Source organism: Pleurocapsa sp. PCC 7319 (assembly GCF_000332195.1).
In the GTDB taxonomy this organism is placed as follows: Bacteria; Cyanobacteriota; Cyanobacteriia; order Cyanobacteriales; family Xenococcaceae; genus Waterburya.
Genome location: NZ_KB235922.1, coordinates 5,394,253 through 5,413,241, shown reverse-complemented (window position 1 = coordinate 5,413,241; position 18,989 = coordinate 5,394,253). Strand labels below are relative to the sequence as shown.

At 38.1% G+C, this 18,989-nt stretch carries 22 protein-coding genes and 1 pseudogene; 9 read left to right on the top strand and 14 right to left on the bottom strand.

What is annotated here, in order from left to right:
- Positions 1-20: 20 nt before the first annotated feature.
- The 3 genes from PLEUR7319_RS0128655 to PLEUR7319_RS0128645 all read right to left on the bottom strand — a co-directional run bounded on the left by PLEUR7319_RS0128655 (position 21) and on the right by PLEUR7319_RS0128645 (position 3,407).
- A complete protein-coding gene (locus PLEUR7319_RS0128655) occupies positions 21-677 on the bottom strand; it encodes a glutathione S-transferase family protein (protein WP_019508671.1) in 657 nt (218 codons plus the stop codon).
- A 5-nt stretch (positions 678-682) separates the two neighbouring features.
- Positions 683-859, bottom strand: a complete 177-nt coding sequence (locus tag PLEUR7319_RS39735) for a DUF4278 domain-containing protein (protein WP_019508670.1) — start codon at positions 857-859, stop codon at positions 683-685.
- A 109-nt stretch (positions 860-968) separates the two neighbouring features.
- Positions 969-3,407: a hybrid sensor histidine kinase/response regulator gene (locus PLEUR7319_RS0128645; protein ID WP_019508669.1), complete on the bottom strand. Its 2,439-nt coding sequence runs from the start codon at positions 3,405-3,407 to the stop codon at positions 969-971.
- A gap of 104 nt (positions 3,408-3,511) precedes the next feature.
- On the opposite strand from PLEUR7319_RS0128645, the gene PLEUR7319_RS37050 reads away from it, so the two are divergent.
- The 3 genes from PLEUR7319_RS37050 (at position 3,512) to PLEUR7319_RS0128630 (ending at position 4,911) form a co-directional block, all read left to right on the top strand.
- Positions 3,512-3,703 carry a helix-turn-helix transcriptional regulator gene (locus tag PLEUR7319_RS37050; protein WP_019508668.1) on the top strand — a complete coding sequence of 64 codons (192 nt, stop codon included), beginning with the start codon at positions 3,512-3,514 and terminating at the stop codon, positions 3,701-3,703.
- A gap of 49 nt (positions 3,704-3,752) precedes the next feature.
- A complete protein-coding gene (locus PLEUR7319_RS0128635; RefSeq protein WP_019508667.1) occupies positions 3,753-4,421 on the top strand; it encodes a methyltransferase domain-containing protein in 669 nt (222 codons plus the stop codon).
- A gap of 283 nt (positions 4,422-4,704) precedes the next feature.
- Positions 4,705-4,911 carry a hypothetical protein gene (locus PLEUR7319_RS0128630; protein WP_019508666.1) on the top strand — a complete coding sequence of 69 codons (207 nt, stop codon included), beginning with the start codon at positions 4,705-4,707 and terminating at the stop codon, positions 4,909-4,911.
- A gap of 32 nt (positions 4,912-4,943) precedes the next feature.
- On the opposite strand, the gene tnpA (PLEUR7319_RS0128625) is transcribed toward PLEUR7319_RS0128630, so the two are convergent.
- Entirely contained in the window at positions 4,944-5,342 is a 399-nt protein-coding gene (gene tnpA, locus PLEUR7319_RS0128625; protein WP_019508665.1) for an IS200/IS605 family transposase, read from the bottom strand.
- Positions 5,343-5,377: 35 nt separating this feature from the next.
- Here tnpA (PLEUR7319_RS0128625) and PLEUR7319_RS42290 point away from each other — a divergent pair.
- Positions 5,378-6,597 (top strand): annotated as a pseudogene (locus PLEUR7319_RS42290) (RNA-guided endonuclease InsQ/TnpB family protein).
- 127 nt (positions 6,598-6,724) lie between these two features.
- Positions 6,725-7,678 (top strand): hypothetical protein, encoded by a 954-nt coding sequence (locus tag PLEUR7319_RS0128615; RefSeq protein WP_019508663.1) that lies wholly within the window; start codon positions 6,725-6,727, stop codon positions 7,676-7,678.
- 135 nt (positions 7,679-7,813) lie between these two features.
- Here PLEUR7319_RS0128615 and PLEUR7319_RS0128610 read toward each other — a convergent pair whose 3' ends face one another.
- The 8 genes from PLEUR7319_RS0128610 to PLEUR7319_RS0128575 form a co-directional block, all read right to left on the bottom strand.
- Positions 7,814-8,578 carry a hypothetical protein gene (locus PLEUR7319_RS0128610; RefSeq protein ID WP_019508662.1) on the bottom strand — a complete coding sequence of 255 codons (765 nt, stop codon included), beginning with the start codon at positions 8,576-8,578 and terminating at the stop codon, positions 7,814-7,816.
- A 123-nt stretch (positions 8,579-8,701) separates the two neighbouring features.
- Positions 8,702-8,842, bottom strand: coding sequence for a hypothetical protein (locus tag PLEUR7319_RS41500; protein ID WP_019508661.1), 141 nt, complete (start codon positions 8,840-8,842; stop codon positions 8,702-8,704).
- Between the two features lie 139 nt (positions 8,843-8,981).
- Positions 8,982-9,515 (bottom strand): carboxymuconolactone decarboxylase family protein, encoded by a 534-nt coding sequence (locus tag PLEUR7319_RS37040; protein WP_019508660.1) that lies wholly within the window; start codon positions 9,513-9,515, stop codon positions 8,982-8,984.
- A 65-nt stretch (positions 9,516-9,580) separates the two neighbouring features.
- Positions 9,581-10,162, bottom strand: coding sequence for a TetR/AcrR family transcriptional regulator (locus tag PLEUR7319_RS0128595; RefSeq protein ID WP_019508659.1), 582 nt, complete (start codon positions 10,160-10,162; stop codon positions 9,581-9,583).
- Positions 10,163-10,289: 127 nt separating this feature from the next.
- Complete coding sequence (locus PLEUR7319_RS0128590; protein WP_019508658.1) at positions 10,290-10,682, bottom strand: DUF5615 family PIN-like protein; 393 nt, start codon at positions 10,680-10,682, stop codon at positions 10,290-10,292.
- A gap of 5 nt (positions 10,683-10,687) precedes the next feature.
- Complete coding sequence (locus tag PLEUR7319_RS0128585; RefSeq protein ID WP_019508657.1) at positions 10,688-10,942, bottom strand: DUF433 domain-containing protein; 255 nt, start codon at positions 10,940-10,942, stop codon at positions 10,688-10,690.
- A gap of 749 nt (positions 10,943-11,691) precedes the next feature.
- Positions 11,692-11,997, bottom strand: a complete 306-nt coding sequence (locus PLEUR7319_RS0128580; protein ID WP_019508656.1) for a nucleotidyltransferase family protein — start codon at positions 11,995-11,997, stop codon at positions 11,692-11,694.
- Between the two features lie 333 nt (positions 11,998-12,330).
- The gene (locus PLEUR7319_RS0128575) at positions 12,331-12,885 is read right to left on the bottom strand and encodes a carboxymuconolactone decarboxylase family protein (protein ID WP_019508655.1); all 555 of its coding nucleotides are present in this window, start codon (positions 12,883-12,885) and stop codon (positions 12,331-12,333) included.
- Positions 12,886-12,985: 100 nt separating this feature from the next.
- On the opposite strand from PLEUR7319_RS0128575, the gene PLEUR7319_RS0128570 reads away from it, so the two are divergent.
- Positions 12,986-13,555, top strand: coding sequence for a TetR/AcrR family transcriptional regulator (locus PLEUR7319_RS0128570; protein ID WP_019508654.1), 570 nt, complete (start codon positions 12,986-12,988; stop codon positions 13,553-13,555).
- A 152-nt stretch (positions 13,556-13,707) separates the two neighbouring features.
- On the opposite strand, the gene PLEUR7319_RS0128565 is transcribed toward PLEUR7319_RS0128570, so the two are convergent.
- Positions 13,708-15,087 (bottom strand): RNA-guided endonuclease TnpB family protein, encoded by a 1,380-nt coding sequence (locus tag PLEUR7319_RS0128565; protein ID WP_019508653.1) that lies wholly within the window; start codon positions 15,085-15,087, stop codon positions 13,708-13,710.
- A gap of 45 nt (positions 15,088-15,132) precedes the next feature.
- On the opposite strand from PLEUR7319_RS0128565, the gene tnpA (PLEUR7319_RS0128560) reads away from it, so the two are divergent.
- Positions 15,133-15,543 carry an IS200/IS605 family transposase gene (gene tnpA / locus PLEUR7319_RS0128560; protein WP_019508623.1) on the top strand — a complete coding sequence of 137 codons (411 nt, stop codon included), beginning with the start codon at positions 15,133-15,135 and terminating at the stop codon, positions 15,541-15,543.
- Here tnpA (PLEUR7319_RS0128560) and PLEUR7319_RS37035 read toward each other — a convergent pair.
- Positions 15,540-16,154, bottom strand: coding sequence for a LysR family transcriptional regulator (locus PLEUR7319_RS37035; protein ID WP_019508652.1), 615 nt, complete (start codon positions 16,152-16,154; stop codon positions 15,540-15,542). The genes tnpA (PLEUR7319_RS0128560) and PLEUR7319_RS37035 overlap by 4 nt on opposite strands.
- Positions 16,155-16,259: 105 nt before the next feature.
- Between PLEUR7319_RS37035 and PLEUR7319_RS0128550 the strand changes: the two genes are divergently transcribed.
- Both PLEUR7319_RS0128550 and PLEUR7319_RS0128545 read left to right on the top strand, forming a co-directional pair.
- Positions 16,260-17,276 carry an NAD(P)-dependent alcohol dehydrogenase gene (locus PLEUR7319_RS0128550; protein WP_019508651.1) on the top strand — a complete coding sequence of 339 codons (1,017 nt, stop codon included), beginning with the start codon at positions 16,260-16,262 and terminating at the stop codon, positions 17,274-17,276.
- A 26-nt stretch (positions 17,277-17,302) separates the two neighbouring features.
- Positions 17,303-18,298: a hypothetical protein gene (locus PLEUR7319_RS0128545; protein ID WP_019508650.1), complete on the top strand. Its 996-nt coding sequence runs from the start codon at positions 17,303-17,305 to the stop codon at positions 18,296-18,298.
- Positions 18,299-18,989: the final 691 nt, after the last annotated feature.

The window sequence follows — 18,989 nt, the reverse complement described above, 5'->3', positions numbered from 1 at the left end:
ACTAATTTTAATATTCGGTGTTAGTTAATTCCTACTTCTTCCTCTTCAATCACCTCGGTCTCATTTTTGGCAGCTTCCAGCCAGCTCATAACATCTGGGTCATTTAATACATTATTCATATATTCAGTAGCTAATGAGTCGCATTCAACCCCATAGGTATTAAAACGAAAAACTACTGGGACATACATAGCATCGACAATAGAAAATTCACCAAATAACCATGAACCTAACTGTCTATTTTGATTTCTACAGGTAGTCCATATAGTTTGAACTCGATTGATATCAGCAGCTAATCCATCTGTAATTTCTACCTGCCGCCCTGTTGCTCGACAATTCATTGGCATTTGCGATCGCAATGCCAAAAAACCAGAGTGCATTTCGGCAGCTAAAGAACGTGCTAAAGCGCGTTGGTTGATATTTCTGGGTAATAATCCTGAATGCTTTTCTGCAAGATATTCGGCGATCGCCAGACTATCCCAAATCACCAGCTCATTTTCTAGGTAAACAGGAACTTGTCCCGTGGGGGAATAACGTAAAAGTTGTTCTTTATATCCTTCACGAAAAAGAGAAACCCGCACTTCTTCAAACTTAATTCCTAGTTTAGCTAGAATAAGCCAAGCTCTGAGCGACCATGAAGAGTAATTTTTATTGCCAATAATTAATTTGGGATTGACCATGGTATTTATTTTTGATAGACAATTCCGCGATATTTGTACCTATCTGAGGAAGAAGTACTTTGATAATTAGTCTGGCGAAGAGTATATGTTCTCCCCAAAAACTTAGCATTAATGCCTGATTCCACTGTATCGATAGAGTTGATTGGTGCTTGATATTTATTACCACGATAACAAAGTTGCATGATTAAAATCTCCTGTTAGTTAACTTGTTATGTAATTTAGGGAGTAAACGAGAACAAGTCAGGATGAAATCGGGAACAATTAGAGAAGTAAGATTGATCGCGATCAAATTTATTCAATAATTGAGGATTCAGTTAAATCAATAATGGCATCAAAGTCATATTGAGCTAGCATTTCTGCTATTGCTTGGGTGATATGCTGATGAGAATCAGGGATTTGCATAATTAATTTTTCAATTTGTTCTGCATCTACAGCGATCGCCGCCTGGTTGAGTTGAGTAATTAAATCGGGAGAAAGAGGACTTAAATCTCTAATAGAAAGTGGTGTTGCGCTTTTATTTTCAGCTCCATTGCTTGAATTGCTAGATTTTCGTTCATAAATAAATTTGACTCCCAGATGTAGGGTCAATTTATCAAAAATAATTTGTTCGGGAAATGGTTTGGGAACAAAGTCATCGCAACCTGCTGCTAAAATTTTTTCTCTTTGTTCTTCAAAAGCCGACGCAGTTAAAGCGATAATAATTGTCTGTTGAACATCAGGATGGCTTTTGATATGTCTTGTAGCCTCATAGCCATCCATTACTGGCATCCGCATATCCATCCAAATTAAATCAGGTTGCCATGTTTCCCAAAGAGCGATCGCCGTCATCCCATTGTCTGCTGTACGGGGGTGGAAACCAACGGATTGTAATAATTTAACCAACGCCAAACGATTAGTTTGATTATCGTCCACAACGGCAATTCGATAGTCAGGTTGACCTGGTGCCAACTGTTTTATTTGCACTTGGGAAGATACAATTTTTACTTCAGATGAATCAGGTAGCTCCACTTGAATGTTAAAAGCAAAAGCAGAACCTTCCCCCACAATGCTTGTAGCTTGGATGTTTCCCCCCATTAATTCAGCAAACTGACGACTGATTGATAATCCTAGTCCAGTCCCTCCTTCTGATTGAATACCACTAGCTGTCTGCACAAAAGGATCGAATAGCTGATTTAATTCTTCCGGAGCAATACCTTTTCCTGTATCGGATACTTCAAAACAGAGTTGGGCTTTATTATCTAATGAGCGATTTGATTGACAGATAAATGCCCTGAGTGTAACCCCTCCAATTTGAGTGAATTTAACAGCATTACTCAAGAGATTAATTAATAACTGACGTAATTTACGGGAATCGCTAACCACATATTGAGGTAAATTATCTGCCAGTAAAAATTTAAACCATAGTCCTTTGGCTTCAGCTTTGATCTTAAACATCTCTTGAATAGTTTGTAAAAGTCGATGCAGATCGAATTGAGTGTTATTAAGGGTGATTTTTCCTGCTTCAATTTTGGACATCTCTAAAACATCGTTAATTAAATTAAGCAGGTGTTCGCCACTACGATTGATAATATCCAAAGATTCTTGTTGCGCGGTGGTGATGCTCGTATCCCGTGACATTAACTGCGAAAACCCTAAGATGGCGTTGAGGGGAGTCCGCAACTCGTGACTCATATTAGCTAAAAATTGACTTTTAGCTCGATTTGCTGCTTCTGCTTCTTGTGCTTTGAGTTGTAATTGATAGCTGGATTGTTCTAACTGTTGACGGGATAAAGATAATTGCAGGGATAACCAGTTAACTCCTATTAGTAGTCCTAATACCGATACTAAACCCACCAAAACAATTGCACTAGCTAATTTTCGGGCAGGATCGAAAGCTTCTTCTTGGCTAATTTCAACCAGCAGCGCGATATCTTGTTCGTTGAGCCAGCGATAGACTCCCAAGACGGAAGACTGGGAATAGTTTCGGTAAAGTCCATAACCACTCATCCCACTCATGGCAGCATCAATCCCTGCACTATTGATCCCATCAGGAAAAGCTTGACTTGACTCGGATTTTCCCGCAATAAAACTATTTTTGCTAATGAGAGAACCAACTAAATAACTTTCACCACTTTCACCTAAACCGGTTTTTTCTCTTACAATTTGATCGATCCGTTCTAGATCTAGATCGACCAAAATCATTCCTTGGCGATTTTCCAGTGGTTTTGCCAAAGTAATTGCCGGTTTTCCGGTCACGGGAGAAACATAAAATATGGGGGCAAAATTGGCTCCGATTTCAACTTGCTCGATATAGGTAATATTGGCTAAGATTTCGTATTCTTGTTCGCGTTCTTTGTTAGTAGAGAGAATAATTTTATTACTGCGATCGAGAATGAAGATTTCTCTTAAATTAGGTTTGATCTGGTTAACCCTGGTGAGATAATAAGCGAGAACTTGATAAGCTTGTTGTTTTTCTTTAGTAAGACTGGAGTTAAGTAAAATATTTAAATTTGCTTGCACATCGGGCATCTCAGTAGTTTGCAAGAAATCTCTTTGTTGATCTTCAAACCAACGGGCAATTTCTTGCTCTTTTAAAGTTGCTGCCACACTAAGACGATCAAATGCTGCTTGCTTTAAAGCTCCTCTAGCTCGAAAATAGGCAACTCCCCCGACGATACTTACGGTAATCAACGCCAGCAGCAAAAAGTAATTGGCTATCTTGGTAGTCAAGGATAACTGCGGTAATTTCATCGAAGAACATGAAGCTCCAAGGAAACTGAATTTTGCTTTTTAAGCAGAAACTCATAATTATCTGAATTATATATAGTATGTGAATAGATAATTACATAATCACTATGGTGTCTTATGACTTACTAGAAACTAAATTTTTTATACCATCGAGCAAATCTAATCTAGTTAATCGCGATCGCCTTTATATTAGTTTAGCTACAGTCAAATGGCATACTAGTAATATCTACGGCAAATTGTCTGTCAAAAATCGTAATCAGGCCGTAGTAAAAGCCAGAGAGTTGGAAATTTTAAAATAGGGAAAGTATAAAAATTCAATTTGTGGATATCTAAAACAAAGAAAGTTCGATGGTAAATGACCGGGACGTATTTGGTAAGGCTTTGCTTGATTATTATCACGGTAACGCAGATGCTTGTCTGAAAGTGTTTTCAACTGAAGCAGAAACATACAACCTCCCCGTCTCTGTATTTTTTCGTCCTCCAGATCAGCTTACTATTGATCGACTTGCTGTGTCGCTCTGTTCAGGAAAGATCTTAGATATTGGTGCTGGTACTGGTATACATACTTTATATCTTCAGAATAAAGGAGTAGAAGTTACAGCATTAGATGTTTCAAGAAATGCTTGTTTAGTAATGTCACATAGCGGAGTGAAAAATATTATCAATCAAGACATTTTTGAGTTAGAGTCAGAATCAAAATATGAGACATGGTTAATACTCGGTCGAAGTATCGGTGCCGTCGGCAACCTAGAAAAACTTAGAAATTTTTTCTTGAAAGCTAAGTTATCCCTAACTCCTAGGGGAAAAATAATCCTCAATTCTACTAATGGTGAAAGAAACATAACGATTATCCGCAAGTTGCAATTTGAATATCAAGGAACAAAGAGTTCAATTGTCGATTGGCTTAATATTGATCGAGAAACTCTGCAAAAAATTGCTTATGACGTAGGCTTTGCTCCAGAAATAGTACATATTGAGAATGATGGTAATTACTTAGCTGTACTGAGACAAGCTTAATTACAGGTGAGCTTGCTCCATTATCCATAGTATTTCTTGAAGACTTTTTAATTAAACTCACCACTCAGTATATTTGCACTGGCGGAGTCTTGAATCCTAGGTCGATAATTGATTAATAGGAAAAGATTGTAATTTCTAATTCCGGATTAGAGAGAATCTTAGAACATGCAACGAATTGCCCATTGATAATTGTCAATTTTTGAACTAGCAAATTCAACGCCAGGTAACTTGTCCCCATATCGATCCAAAATCCTATCTTTGTCTGGAAGGATTAGGAAAATTTATGTTGAAACCCACAGTAATTATATTCGGTGCAATTAGCTTAGGCATAGTTGTTATGTATGCTATGTTGACAAGCATATTAACTCCCAATTTAGCTTCATTTGATATTGATTCCAACATTCCTGATGAAGCATTAGAATTGACTAATTTACCAAAATCACGCCCCTTTTTGATGGGATTTACCAATCAACCTTTTGACCGAAGGTAATGGGATACAAGCCTCGTGCTTCTAGCACGACTTTATATGGCTGGACGGTTTTGCTCTTTAATATACTTGATTAATACTTCTATGGGTGCGCCACCTACAGAAACCGCAAAATAACTAGGACTCCATAATGCTTTCCCATTTTTAGGCTTTTTGAAACCAGCTTGCCCAAATCTACGACTAGATACCCCTTTAAGAGAGTTAACCATTTTAGATACAGATAACTTGGGAGGATATTCAACCAAAACATGAAGATGGTCTGTCTCTCCATTAATTTCGAGTATCTGTATATTCATCTTTTTAGCTACTTCATAAAATACTTTTTCAATTAATTCAATCTGCGGTGCAGAAAACACTTGAGCGCGATATTTGGTTACGCAGACTAAGTGTACTTTTAAATCTGTAACGCTATTTCTCTCTCTTCTAAACTTCATAATCTTATGTACAGACCAATGTTATCATACTGTACATGAAAGCTAGATACCAGTACAGAATTTATCCCAGACCGACTCAGATTGAGCCATTAGCCAAAGCTTTTGGTTGCGCTCGTGTAGTTTGGAATGATGCGTTATGGGTCTACAAGAAAGCTTTCAGAGAAGGTTTGCCAAGACCAAAGGATGTAGACAAACAGGTTATTACTCAGGCTAAAAAAACTGAAGAAAGAAGTTGGTTGGCTGAAGTCTCTAACATTGTTCTCCAACAGTCATATAGAGATTTATGCACTGCCTGGAATAATTATTTTTCTAGTTTAAAAGGAAAAAGAAAAGGTAAACCAGTAGGAAAACCTAAGCTCAAGAAAAACAATCTAGACAATCAATTAGATTCAGAATTGGTGGCTTTAGTGTACATTCTCAATCGGTTAAACTTGCCAAAATTGGTCATATACCAATAGTTTTTTCTCGACCACTACCAAGCGAACCATCAAGTGTGACTATCATCAAAGATTGTTCTGGCAGATATTTTGCTTCTTTTGTAGTTGAAGTTGAGCAACCTGTTTCACCTGTTACGGAGCAATCTGTTGGGATTGATTTAGGTTTAACCTATTTTGCTATTTTAAGTTCAGGCGAAAAGGTTGAAAATCCTCGTCTACACAAGAAAATGCTCCGGAAAATCCAAAAAGCTAATCGAAGATTATCCAAAGCTACCAAAGGCTTAAGCCGCATGGAAGAATCTGAGCGGAGAAAAAGACGCAAGCATAGGCTAGCTAAACTTCATGCTAAGGTAAAAGACCAAAGAACAGATTTTATTCACAAGTTAACTACTCGCCTAGTACGCGAAAATCAAGCTCTGGCAGTAGAAGACTTGAATGTGGCAGGAATGGTTAAAAACCGTAAGTTGTCACGAGCAATTAGTGATGCAGGTTGGAGTAAATTTAAAACTACACTTGCTGCTAAATGCGACAAGTACGGTAGGCATTTAACTATCGTAGACAGATGGTTTCCATCATCTCAAAAATGCTCATGCTGCGGAGAGTCAGAAGGAAAAAAAGAGCTAGATGTTAGGGAGTGGGAATGCTTGTTTTGCAATACTATTCACGACCGAGATATCAACGCAGCAGAAAATTTAAATCGATGGGCGGGTGGGCAATCCGACCAATATATCAACGGACGTGGGAGCAAATGTCAGACTACAGTAGTAGCAGTTTGTGTTGAACCGTCTACCACCCCTAAACAGTTAACTTTGTTTTAGGGAATCTCCGTTCTTTAGCGTCAGCGCAGGACGGAGAGGATGTCAATGGAACGAACAAGCTTTTAAAAAAACAGCCGAACTAATTCAACGTCATGGAGACACCATAACGATTTTTCTTGATGTGGGAGTGCCTTGGGTTGAATCTTATGAGGGCACAGCTTACCACCCTAATATCGAAGCTGACTTAGAACGACAGCAAAACATCGCTAAAGAATTTGAGCATATCATTGTTCTTGCCAGCTTTCTTGCAGGCGATCGCCTTAGTCTCGCATCCTATGCACATGGGGAAACAGGAGTGAAAGAACGACCAGGTATCTGGGCAGACTTAGATTTTAACGAGCCACAAGTTATCAAGTCCTATCTCAACTACTGTCGGGATCTAATTGCGCGTTTTCAACCTGATTATTTTGGTTATGTGGCTGAGGTTGATTCAGCTTTTACGGATATCAATGATAACCGTTTTAGCAAGCTTCGCGAGCTGGCAAAGACAATTTATACAACCCTCAAAAATGAATATCCCGATCTTATTATTTTTGCTGAATTTAATCTGGGTGATCGACCTTATATGAAAGAACGCTCAGAAGTGATTTCTGCTCTCCTACCCTACAGTGATATCTACGCTTTAAGTACTTATCCTGCACGGTTTGAAAAGATAGCAGGAGACGCATCAAAACTGTCTGACAACTGGTTCACCCTAGCTAGGCGTTATGCAGCAGATAAACCGATTGCTGTATTGGAAACAGGCTTTCATGCCGAACACTTCATGCATCCTAAGTTGGGAGTAAAAGTATCCGATCACGACCAGCGTCTACTTATTCCTGGAGGACAGAAATCACAGGCACTTTATACTAAACAGTTACTAGAAGCAGCTCATCAGATGAATATGCCATTTATCAATCTCTGGACAGTTCATGACCTTGACGCTCTGTTTGCTCTTCTGGAAAAAAACGATCCTGAAACTAGAACTTCGATGTTACGCTTAGCTATGGATATGGGTCTGTACGACCAAGACGGAAAGCCTCGTCCTTCTCTCGATATATGGGATGCGTGGTTGAGCTTGCCATTACAAACAGATATTTGAGTAGTATTTAAGTGGGAAACATAATCAATCTTATGAATTACTAAAGCAAGTTGTACCCGCCAAGCAAAGGGACTACCACTAATCCAAAATAGTTCTAATTTTTGATTCATCGTTTTCTATTCCCAATTAATTGAATTAGATTGGCGATCGCAGCATTATTTTCCCTTTCTTTCCCCTTAAAGAAACGGGTTGAGTCTTGAATAACCACCAAGCAACCAAGCCATTCATCAAAACTAATAGAGGCACAATAATTGTTGGAGCGATAACAAGGGGAAACTCAAACATAACTTCAGCAGTAGGTGGCGAATTAAACATTTGTAAAAATCCTGGTAGCCCCATCTGAATGGCAATTTCACCTGGGATTATGATTATTCCGGCTCCGACTAAATTCCAGATTGCCAAACTTCTCCAACCGATAGTATTAGCACGAACTCTCTTCGCAATGTAAAAAGCAGAGCATCCAAAAATTAAATCGGAAATACCAATTATCAACTCAACATGAACTGGAAATTGACCAATAATAGTTTTATAGAGTGTACCCAGAGCAGCAATTCGTAATCCTTGTAAGTAAACCAACCAATAAATAGGAGTAGCATTCAAAATCTTAATTAGACTATCTCTAAACTGAGATGAAATGGCAAAAGGAATCAGACAGAAAGAAACAGGAACAAAAGGAAACCAAAGTCCAGGCAACAATGCCCAAAAACGAGGTGAAGCATAGAAGCCTTTTATTGCCAAAATCGAACTTACTACAGTCCATAAGCCTAAAACACCAAGTAAGTAATAAACATTTTTGGCATTTTGGGGTTGAATATAACCTAGTTTTACTGCTCTGCGAGTAATTATGGTAATAAACCCTAAGACAGTAGCAAGTAAAAAAGGAAGGGTGGAAATTTTCATCTTTCAATATTTGCTAACTATATAATTTAAGTAGTCGTGCAAAATTAATTGCATATTTGAGAAAGAGAACAGGGAACAGGGAATAGAAGAGTATTTAATGTGTAAATAATTATGCTTAGGTACTTAAAATCCTCGACCAAAAGCACCTTCAATATTGTGGGTCTCCAACCAAGAACTAAAATCTGGTGCATAAGCAGATTGAGTAACAATCGGATGATGGCGATTTTGTTCGTATCGCTCTAAATTAGGGGCAGGAGTAATCAAAATCTGGATAAAGTTCCCAATAGCCTTTAATTTGTTGCTTAGAGATGGTTTAGCTTCCGCACGCTGGGCTACATAACGGCGAGTTGAATAACCAGAATAATTGTTCTGATTTAAGTCAAAAAAAATAGGGTTTTGCTGTTTACCTCGCCGTCTGGATAACAGCTTGATAACCTTGAGTATTTATCATCTTCGCCATACCCATTAGTTGTTCTTGACCTGGAGATTCAAAGCCAAAACCATCAACTAAACGATTCATAAAATTAAACAATGAACAAACAGCGATCGCATCTTCTACGGCTTGTCGATCCCAACCTGCTGCCAAGACTTCATTTATATCAGCTTGAGTAGTTTTACTCGGAGTTTGAGTAAGCTTTTGTACTAAGGCAAACACGGGGCGAAAACGCTCTTCAATTGGCGCAGTACTTATATCATTGATAACGGCTTTGAGCAATTGAGGATCGACATTTAGATCAGCAGCGATCGCTTGATGCGAACCAAAACAAAAGTTACAAGCATTTAAACTCGACACATAAGCAGCAATTAATTCTCTTTCTCCTGCCGTAAAAGCAGATTCCCCTCGCATGACATTTTGAACCAATTGAGTTAGGGGAGAATAACGTTTAGGATTGTGGTTGAAAAGTTCGATTAAGCTTTGCTGTGGTAGAAAAGGCACGATCTTAAAATCTCCAAAGATAATGTTGTATTCAGAATAACCATTCTGATTTAAGTAAAAAAAATTTAGCCGAGTGTTTTCAACGCTACCCTTACATAACTTTCGATAGTTTTTGGGTCAACTTGCGATCGCGCATAGACGCATAAACCTAACGTTACTCCAGTAAGATATTTAGCAAAATCATCTATATTGATATTTGACTTAAATTCCTGACCTTGTTGAGCATTGCTCAAAGCCTTACGAAATGCTTTAGTCAGACGTTGAATGTGACTATCTATCTTGGCAGCAACGCGATCGTCATGTAAAGCTAATTCTGTAGCAGTGTTGCACATAAAGCAGCCTAATTTACCCCGCTCAGTTTTACTTAATTCCATAAAAGTCTCAAAAAAACTCTGAATTTCTGCCAAGGAAGCATTAGGAGTCTCTAAATCTGCTATTAACTGAGCCACAAAAGTATCGCGATAGCGATCTAAACTAGCTAAAAACAATTCCTGCTTGTTGCCAAAAGTGCCATACAAACCATAGCGACTTATTCCTACCTGCTGCACCAGATCGTCAATAGAAGTATCAAAATAGCCCTTACGCCAAAATACTCCCATTGCTTTATCCAGTGCTTCCTCCGGCTCAAATTCTTTATTGCGAGGCATTAATTAAGTGAGTAAAATCTAAATCAGAATGATTGTTCTGATAATAGCAAGATATGGAGGAAATTGTCAAAGGAAAAGAGCGATCGCTTTTGTCTAAATTTTTTGCCTGAGATAGGAGAACTTGTGACTATCGAAAATATTCTTGAACAACAAACATCTGCTTACTTGAACCTTTTTGATTTTGTTTTTTAATCCGAATCAAGCGATTATTAAGACTATCCTGAGTTTGCAAATATTCATGGAGTGTTTGAATTTGTCCTTCATAATCTCGGTCTGTTTTACAAATAATTATCCCTGCGTGTTTCAAACCACTATTGTGTAATTCAATAAAATCATCTCGATTGAAGGTAATGACAGCAAAATTATTTTGGGTTGCATAGTTCAAAACTTCATGATCGGATATGCCTTGGTTTGCTTGTCCTGCATCATAGCTTGTTGTTATCCGATATCCCAAATCTCTTAGCTTGTAAACCATATCCAAAACAAAGTTTTCATTGGAGTAAAAGCTAAAGTTCTTCATTAAATCTATTCGTCAATTGAGGCAATAATACTGTCTATTTCTGATTTATGATTAAAATAGTAGCCCCATACAGCAGTTAAATCATCTAAAGTCAGATTTGGATAATTATGTAGTAATTCTTGTTCTGTTGCTCCCTGTTGGCGTAATGAAACGAGTGTCCAAATAGGAATCCTGGTATTCCCAACACGAGCATGACCTCCACAAACCCCTGATGTTTTCTGTATAATTTGTTTCTGAAGGGATGCTTCTGAGAGTTCCATGCTGATCAACTCCAATTTTTTGTAGAGGCTATTTTCAATATAATCTTTTTTAATCTACTTCTATTTCTCTAGGATGACGTTTGTGTCAAAGAGAATGAAGTCTTTGATGCAATGAATATAGTATTTTTCAGTTTTTAGACTAAAGTGCTTAAGTCGAGCGACTTGGCGAACTCGATCATGAAATTTGGAAATATTCAAAAGACCATCTAACAATGCGTTCAATCTGACTACTATTCCTCTAAATTCCGTAGCGGCAGCCAAACTTAATTATTAACTGATGTTACGCACTTTAGGACTGAAACCCTTAATATCTCGTCCCAAAATAATTACTGAAACTATTGAAATCTAATTTAACTGCGTAACATCAGTTATTAAGCAAAATGTTCACGATTTATCCTATTCATGAGTCTTAGAGCGATAAGCTTCCTAAATGAAGTAGAAACTAACTGACACTATTTCTTAAAAGTAGTTAGACATATAGAGAGTGTTTTAGTATTGAGAAAAAGCTTTTAATCTCTTGTTTATTATGACTTTTGACTTTTACATCATACGAAGTCTCTCGTTACTTTTAAAAATTAATATGATTTAGCAAGAAATTGGAACGACTATCGCGATCACTCTTGCTGGGTTCTTCATATTTTTATTGATGGCACAAAGAATTGAGTAACTTTACCTTAAAGCGATCGCTGGATTATTACCCGACAAATCGTTTGCCTCTATGATATCCAGAAGCTTTTCACGATCGCTCCTCATAGTTCGATAGCTTCTTGCAATACTCGATCGCGAATTCGTTGCTTGAGTCCTTTTTCAGTAACGACATCTACGGAACAACCTAGCAGATCTTGTAAGTCAATCGCCAAACCACCTAAGTCAAACAGACTGCGTCCAGGTTCCAAGTCTACCAATAGGTCGAGGTCGCTTTGGTCATCATCTTCACCTCTAGCAACGGAGCCAAAAATGCGGAGGTTTTTAGCTCCATAGATTTGGGCAATGCGAAGGATTGCTTGCCGTTGAGTTTGAAGTTGTTGGGCGAGGGGAGATGTGAATCGCTTCATAGTTATTTAAACAACTCTTGAACAGTATCGTAATAGCGACATGATCAGAATATTCACTAAAGCTAATCCTTAGATTCTTTTATTTTAATTGCGTTCGATTGATATTTTCTGTATCGCGATCGCTCAAACAGTCTTAACCACCAGATATTTTAAAAAAGCGATCGCATCTAGAGTGATTAAAACTCTCATTTGAAACACAATAGAATTTCCGGAAGAAACAAGTAAGTAGTTTAATGAGATCGCGCATAAACGCACAAACTAAGTTTTATCACCGTGAGATATTTGTAATTTTGTATTTTTAGCTCTCTTGCAAAAGATATAAACTCACCTCAACTACACTCTTGGTTTTGACCAAACGTTAGATTGAAATTGCCTGTCCAGCGGTGTTTTGGCGATGTGATTAGTGTAGTTGTGTATGACCTTGATAGCAATGCCTAAAATTACCTCTAATACATGCTGTTGAGTATATCCAGCTATCATAAATGCTTCTATTTCACTGTCGTCCACCCAGCCGCGAGTTTTCACCATTTGTTGAGTAAAGTGACGTAATGCTTGCAACTTTGGATCTGGTATTGGCGTTCCATTTCTTAAAGCTTCAATATATTTTCGGGGCATTCCGATCGCTTTAGCCAACCCAGAATGAGCTGCCATGCAGTAATCACAAGAGTTTTCATAGTTCGCCGTTAAATAAATTACCTGCTGTTCGACCGCAGTAAAACTGGTAGTCTCAAATAAATCCCATAGCGCCATCGAACCTTTTAACAAGGCTGGAGCTTCAGCCGAAATTCCTTCTAGATTAGGGATAAAGCCAAATGTTTCTTTAGCGTGAGCTAAAGCCTGTTTCGATTCTGGTGGTCCAGTCTCTAAAGTATAAATTGTAAATTTCATTGATTATATCTCTGATTTAATAGTTAATGAGACAACATTGTCTACCAATTTTGTTGATACTATACCTTTATAGAGACAAGTTTGTCTACTTCGTGCCAACATGAAATCTTCTAGCAATCCTCGGCAGCAAATTCTAGAAACTGCCTCACGACTCTTTTATCAAAAAGGTATCCAAAAAGTAGGCATTAACGAGATTATTGCCACTAGCAAAGTAGCAAAAAGGACACTTTATCGTTACTTTCCCTCAAAAGACGAACTAATTGAAGCAGTGATGAAACATCGCGCCACAGAATGGTTATATTGGTTTGAAACTTCAGTAGGCGATCGCGGAAACACTCCGAAAGAGAGATTGTTAGCAACCTTCGACGTACTCAGGGAGTGGTATGCTAGTCCAGATTTTCGAGGTTGTCCGTTTATTAATGCTGTACTGGAGATAGCTGATACTTCTCATCCCGCTCATGATGTCTCGGTAAGAGTAAGAGAGTCAATTAGGCTGCAAATAAAGAGTTTAGCCGAACAAGCTGGAGTCAAGGATTCAGAAGCATTTTCCCAGCAATATTTGCTATTAATTGGAGGAGCTAGTTTGATGGCTACCATCGAAGGAGTAGATGGAGGTGCAGGTTATGCTCAAAAAGCATTATCTACTTTAATTGATAGTTCGGTTAAATAGCTCTGAATTTGTGCTTTTTGTCAAACATCGAAAAAAATTTTAAATAGCTCCTTGACCTTCAAGTTACTTGAAGCTTTAGTATGTTTTACATCAGCTTTGAGGAAGCCAAATGTTCCGAATTGGTGAATTTTGTGACTTCTCCCGACGTTCGCCTATCGGCAGAACGCGGGCTTCTGAAAACCTCGTAAGATAGTCAGAACTTCCTTTAAGGTACTATTAGTTACAGAGTTGATTGTAACCCGATTCCCCTTACGGCGTTTTATAGTGGGGAACAAGCCCAGCCCCACTCTCTTGATATTGATACCAGCGTTAATGTCGCGGTCAATCAAAAGCTTGAATTCTTCATCCCAATACTCTCGAATGCTGCTATCAGTAAAGACAAATTCATCTTTATAACTGAGTAGCTGTGAGGTATAGGCAGGATTCACTTCTTGAACCAAAGCACCAGCTTTTTCGGCTTTGTACTTTAGTATGTTGAAAAATTGAGCAAAAGCAGCATCAGTCCAACTTAATGCCAATCCGCTTTTAGCTGACTGACCATTAGGTACATAATGCCCATTGCCATCTGATTTAGGTTGATTACGTTTCATCAACCCTTTTAGGTTTAACTTCTCATGGAAAAAAACTTTTTTGCCAGTAGCAAGTAGTGCATTAGCCGTATTGTATGCATGGTCTTTTCTGGCTCTAGCTATTGAGGAGTGTAGCTTTGCTTCTTTTTTGGCTAGTTTACGTCTGGCTTTACTACCTTTTTTAAGAGCATTTTTGCGCCTTGAAACTTTAGCTAATTTAGATTTAGATATACGTAGTGATTTTAAACTTGGTAGCTTAACACCCTCAGATGTAGCCAAATAATCCGACTTATGAAGTACCGCATCCATACCCAGGGTATTATCCCAAGTTGGAATAATATCTGGTTCGTAATCTGGAATACTGTTGTCTAATAATCTTAAATTTATATACCAGCCATCAGCTTTTTTGATTACTTGAACTGACTTTAATTTCGCTCCATTAGGTATTGGTCTGTGATGGCGAATATTAACTACACCAATTTTAGGCAAGACAATATATAGCCATTTACCGCCAACAGAACAAGAGTGAAGTTTTGCACCCTCAAACACCATAGACTTGAAACGAGCTGTATTTTTAAACCGAGGTCTACCACTACGTTTCTTGTTTTTGTCTCCAGATATATAACGAGCAAAAGCCTTTTTAACTCTGTCACATACTTCTTGTAAAGTTTGTGATGGTACAGAGGAAAAATCAAGTAATTCACCACTCCAGCCAATAACAAGTAAATCTTTCTTGATTACTGGCAGTTGCTTTTTCTGCCCGTAAAACTCAGGTTTGTCCTTTAATTCTGGTAGATGACAAATTAAAGGGCATCTATCAGTGTAGCTACGATTTCTTTCCCACCAATCAAACCTTTCACCTAATTGGTGGTTATACCAATAACGACAGATACGAAACCAGTTATTGAGTACTAGCTTTTGCTCCGTATTCGGTCTTAGTCGGTATTGGTAGTTGTAAATCAAGTCAATGTGTTTAAATAAGAATACATTGATTGTAACACAAGAATAATGAAAAATGATTTTGTATCAAGTGCTAGGTCGATATCAGACATGAAAGCCCATTTGGTGCTGACAACTAAATACAGGCGAAAAGTATTGACCAGTGCAATGATTGACCGATTAAAAGAGGTAGTGATTGACTTGTGCAGTAAATGGGATTGTAAAGCAATTGAATTTAACGGGGAAGAGAATCACATTCATTTGCTTTTTCAGTACTACCCTCAAATGGAGATAAGTAAGTTTGTTGGTAATCTTAAATCTGTTACAAGTAGAAAATTGAGACAAGAATTTTCTATTGAAATTAATAGTTTTTACCAGAAAAAAGTTCTTTGGAATGAATCTTATTTCATTGCTTCATGTGGTGGAGTTACAATATCAACATTAAAGAAATATATTCAAAACCAGAATACGCCTAGTTAGTGCCAGCCCGTGCTGTCATCCCGACGTTCGTTCCTACATCCTTGGGAGCACAAAGGACTTGTCCGCATGTACGCGGGGCTTCTCGCACGGACGGCTAAAAAATGATCGGATGGTAACACTACTACTAAAGGCTCACTGAGAATAGTCAAACTGGCAAGTTCTGGTTGAGTAATGGGAGCATAACAAAAACCAATATCAATCTGATTATTTAAAAGTGCCTGGATTTGCTTTTCTTTGGACACTTCTGTGAGATTTACCCGATTCTCTGGATACTGTTGGCGAAACATTGTAATTATTTCGGGCAAAACGCGATCAAAGGCACAAAGGGAAAATCCGATAGTTAATTTGTTAGTTTGCGCTTGTTGGGCTGCATTTACGGCTCGTTGTGCTTGAGCCAGAGTCAGTCTCGCCTCATTTAATAAAGCTTGTCCTGCTTCGGTGAGAGAAACACTGCGCTTAGTGCGATGAAATAGCTCTACCCCCAGTTCGGTCTCTAGCTGACGAATCTGGCGACTTAGGGGTGGTTGTTGTATGTAAAGTTTCTCGGCTGCACGGCGAAAATTCAGCTCTTCTGCTACCGCTACAAAATACTTAAGCTGTCGCAATTCCATAAGGGAAATTAATACTTATTTGGTATCAGTCTAACTAAAAACAGGTATTGGACAGAATCAAGCGATCGACTGCATCATAAAACTTGTAGCTAGATCGACGAGTCTATGAAAACAATTCAGCTTGTAGATAACTTTGGTATCGAACGTCTCAAAATTGTCGAACAACCCCAACCTCAATTAACTAAAAAGCAAGTTTTAGTAAAAATTGAAGCTGTTTCTCTTAATTATGTCGATTTACTAGTGATTAAAGGGTTATTAAACTCCAATTTGTCATTGCCATATATTCCCGTTTGTGATGGTGCTGGAATAGTCGAAAAAGTAGGAGAAGAAGTTACAGCATTTAAAACTGGAGATAAAGTAGCCACAACTTTTATTCCTGATTGGATCGATAGTCAACCTACAGCACAGACAACTGACTATCAAACCAGACAGGGTTTAGGCAATATCTCAGGTCAACTGAGTCAATACAAATGTTTTTCTGCTAATCAACTTATTCTTATTCCTAGCAATCTGACTACTATTGAGGCTGCTACTCTACCAATTGCAGGACTTACCGCTTGGAATGCTCTAAGGTACGGTAATTTACAAGCAGATAACACCGTATTGTTACATGGAACGGGAGGCGTATCGATATTTGCTCTCCAATTTGCCAAGGCACGAGGAGCGAAGGTAATTATTACTTCTAGTAATGAAAAAAAATTACAGAAAGCGCAGCAGTTAGGAGCAGACTTAGTTATTAACCACCAAAAAGATGCTAATTGGGAGACAACTGTACGCAATATGACTGAAGGAAAGGGTGCTGACGTAATTGTAGAAACTGTAGGAGGGAGTAATTTAGAGCGATCGCTCAATGCACTTCGCATGGGAGGTTATATTTCAGTTGTTGAGTTATTAGATGGTTTTAAGTCTAATATCGATGTTTTGGCATTGATACACCAACAAGCGACTCTTCGCGGACTAGAAGTAGGCGGAACGCATCAATTTAAAGCCATGAATCGAGAAATTGAAGCTAAGGAGATTCATCCCATAATTGATCGCGTATTTTCCTGGGAAGAAATTAAAGCAGCATTTGAATATCTAGAAAAAGGCTTACATTTTGGCAAAGTAATTGTTTCTTTTTAGTATTTAGACATTATTTAATTGATGGAATGAAACGTCGAGAATTACTTTTTGCTTTAGGAGCTACTACTGGGATCGCCCTGTCTTCTATTCATCCTAGTAATGCTTCGATAATAGAGCTAGCTCCCATCGAGTTACCTATTGACTTTCGATATCCTAATTGTATTACCCGTGCCAAGGATGGAACTCTTTACGTGGGTTCTGTTACTAGCGGTCGCATTCTACAGATTTCTCCTCAAGGTAAAATTGAAACCTTTTTTCCTGGTAATAAAGACATATTTGCAGTTACTACTCTAAGACTAGATGAAGCACGAAGAATATTATGGGGGGCTTCTCCAGACGTTTTAGGTAAACCTCAATCTAATGGTAATAATGGTAAAGTTGTTCGCAGACAGCATCGAATTTTTGCCATTGATATTCGCACTAATAAAGTACTCAAAATCATGGTCATGCCTGACGGTGGTTTTGGTAATGATATTGCACTCGATTCCCAAGGCGGTGTTTATATAACTGATACCTCACGTCCTCGAATTCACTATATTCCACCAGGAGCTAGTCAACTTCGGATTTGGGCAGAAGATGAGCGATTCAATACCCAACTCCGATTTGGACTATCTGGAATTACTCGGAGAGCAGATGGTATTTTGTTTGTAACAATGTATTCAGATGGTAAGTTGTTCAGGGTAACGCCGAGAGCGAGAAGAAATCCTACAATCGAAGAAATTGAGCTACCTCGCAGAATTGATGGCTCAGATGCGATCGCCTTAACAGTCGATGGTTCTCTTCTAATGATTGAGGGGGGAATAGAAAGCGAAGATGGTCGCTTGTTGCAATTGTACGGATTGGATACAAAAGCCAAACCTCAATTGACAATTTTGGCATCAGGAATGAATTTACCCGTTAACTTGACCACTGTAGCTAAAGAAGTTTGGGTGACAGAATCGCTCTTTCGTCATCGGCTTGTACCAGGAAAGGAGAAAGAGATTCCTAGTCGTTTTTTTATCCGTCGATTTGTACTTCCTTGACTTCCTCCGTCAGTTTACTCTGATAATTTAGGAATAATTCAATACGGTTCTCAGAAGATTATTGGCGATCGCTTTTGTCTTTTGGGGCATGCCGCCGGTTTTGTCGATCCACTTTTTTCTAAGGGGCTTTACACTTTTCTAACTAGCGTTTCTCTACTGGCAAATTTATTATTAGAAGCGAAACAAACAGGAGATTATTCGAAAACTAATTTTGAGAGCAAAGATGAGCTTAATAGAGCGGTTAATAAAATAAAATCTTTGTATTCGCAAATAGAATGGATGCCCGATGTGTTTAAACAAATTTTCAAGGGCAAAAATCATTTACCAGCTAGTATAGCAATACGAACTTTTATTAGGACACTCATTACTCGTTACTCGTTACTCATTACTTACGAGCAATCAAATAAACTTGTCCTAACGTAACTTTGTACGGCTATAAAATACGCACTAAAATATTTCAACGTCAAGGAGGATTCTTAGGGATCGATGCTTATTGCCAATATTTTTTTGACAATCTTACTTTAAGTTTATTAATTAAAATATTTATTCAAGAAAAAGCTAGATATTCTATATTTAATTTGAATCTTAGAAAAAGAGGTTATTTTCTTTTTTGAAGAAAGCTAATAGTTTCTGAGTAGTGGCTAATCGCTAATAGCTTACTTTTTTTCACACTTAGATGTCTTGATTAATT

Bases quoted from the DNA above. Each gene is read 5' to 3' on its own strand.
- PLEUR7319_RS0128655 (WP_019508671.1), bottom strand. From the start codon at position 677: ATGGTCAATCCCAAATTAATTATTGGCAATAAAAATTACTCTTCATGG.
- PLEUR7319_RS39735 (WP_019508670.1), bottom strand. From the start codon at position 859: ATGCAACTTTGTTATCGTGGTAATAAATATCAAGCACCAATCAACTCT.
- PLEUR7319_RS0128645 (WP_019508669.1), bottom strand. From the start codon at position 3,407: ATGAAATTACCGCAGTTATCCTTGACTACCAAGATAGCCAATTACTTT.
- PLEUR7319_RS37050 (WP_019508668.1), top strand. From the start codon at position 3,512: ATGGTGTCTTATGACTTACTAGAAACTAAATTTTTTATACCATCGAGC.
- PLEUR7319_RS0128635 (WP_019508667.1), top strand. From the start codon at position 3,753: ATGGTAAATGACCGGGACGTATTTGGTAAGGCTTTGCTTGATTATTAT.
- PLEUR7319_RS0128630 (WP_019508666.1), top strand. From the start codon at position 4,705: ATGTTGAAACCCACAGTAATTATATTCGGTGCAATTAGCTTAGGCATA.
- tnpA (WP_019508665.1), bottom strand. From the start codon at position 5,342: ATGAAGTTTAGAAGAGAGAGAAATAGCGTTACAGATTTAAAAGTACAC.
- PLEUR7319_RS0128610 (WP_019508662.1), bottom strand. From the start codon at position 8,578: ATGAAAATTTCCACCCTTCCTTTTTTACTTGCTACTGTCTTAGGGTTT.
- PLEUR7319_RS0128595 (WP_019508659.1), bottom strand. From the start codon at position 10,162: ATGCCTCGCAATAAAGAATTTGAGCCGGAGGAAGCACTGGATAAAGCA.
- PLEUR7319_RS0128590 (WP_019508658.1), bottom strand. From the start codon at position 10,682: ATGAAGAACTTTAGCTTTTACTCCAATGAAAACTTTGTTTTGGATATG.
- PLEUR7319_RS0128585 (WP_019508657.1), bottom strand. From the start codon at position 10,942: ATGGAACTCTCAGAAGCATCCCTTCAGAAACAAATTATACAGAAAACA.
- PLEUR7319_RS0128580 (WP_019508656.1), bottom strand. From the start codon at position 11,997: ATGAAGCGATTCACATCTCCCCTCGCCCAACAACTTCAAACTCAACGG.
- PLEUR7319_RS0128575 (WP_019508655.1), bottom strand. From the start codon at position 12,885: ATGAAATTTACAATTTATACTTTAGAGACTGGACCACCAGAATCGAAA.
- PLEUR7319_RS0128570 (WP_019508654.1), top strand. From the start codon at position 12,986: ATGAAATCTTCTAGCAATCCTCGGCAGCAAATTCTAGAAACTGCCTCA.
- tnpA (WP_019508623.1), top strand. From the start codon at position 15,133: ATGAAAAATGATTTTGTATCAAGTGCTAGGTCGATATCAGACATGAAA.
- PLEUR7319_RS37035 (WP_019508652.1), bottom strand. From the start codon at position 16,154: ATGGAATTGCGACAGCTTAAGTATTTTGTAGCGGTAGCAGAAGAGCTG.
- PLEUR7319_RS0128550 (WP_019508651.1), top strand. From the start codon at position 16,260: ATGAAAACAATTCAGCTTGTAGATAACTTTGGTATCGAACGTCTCAAA.
- PLEUR7319_RS0128545 (WP_019508650.1), top strand. From the start codon at position 17,303: ATGAAACGTCGAGAATTACTTTTTGCTTTAGGAGCTACTACTGGGATC.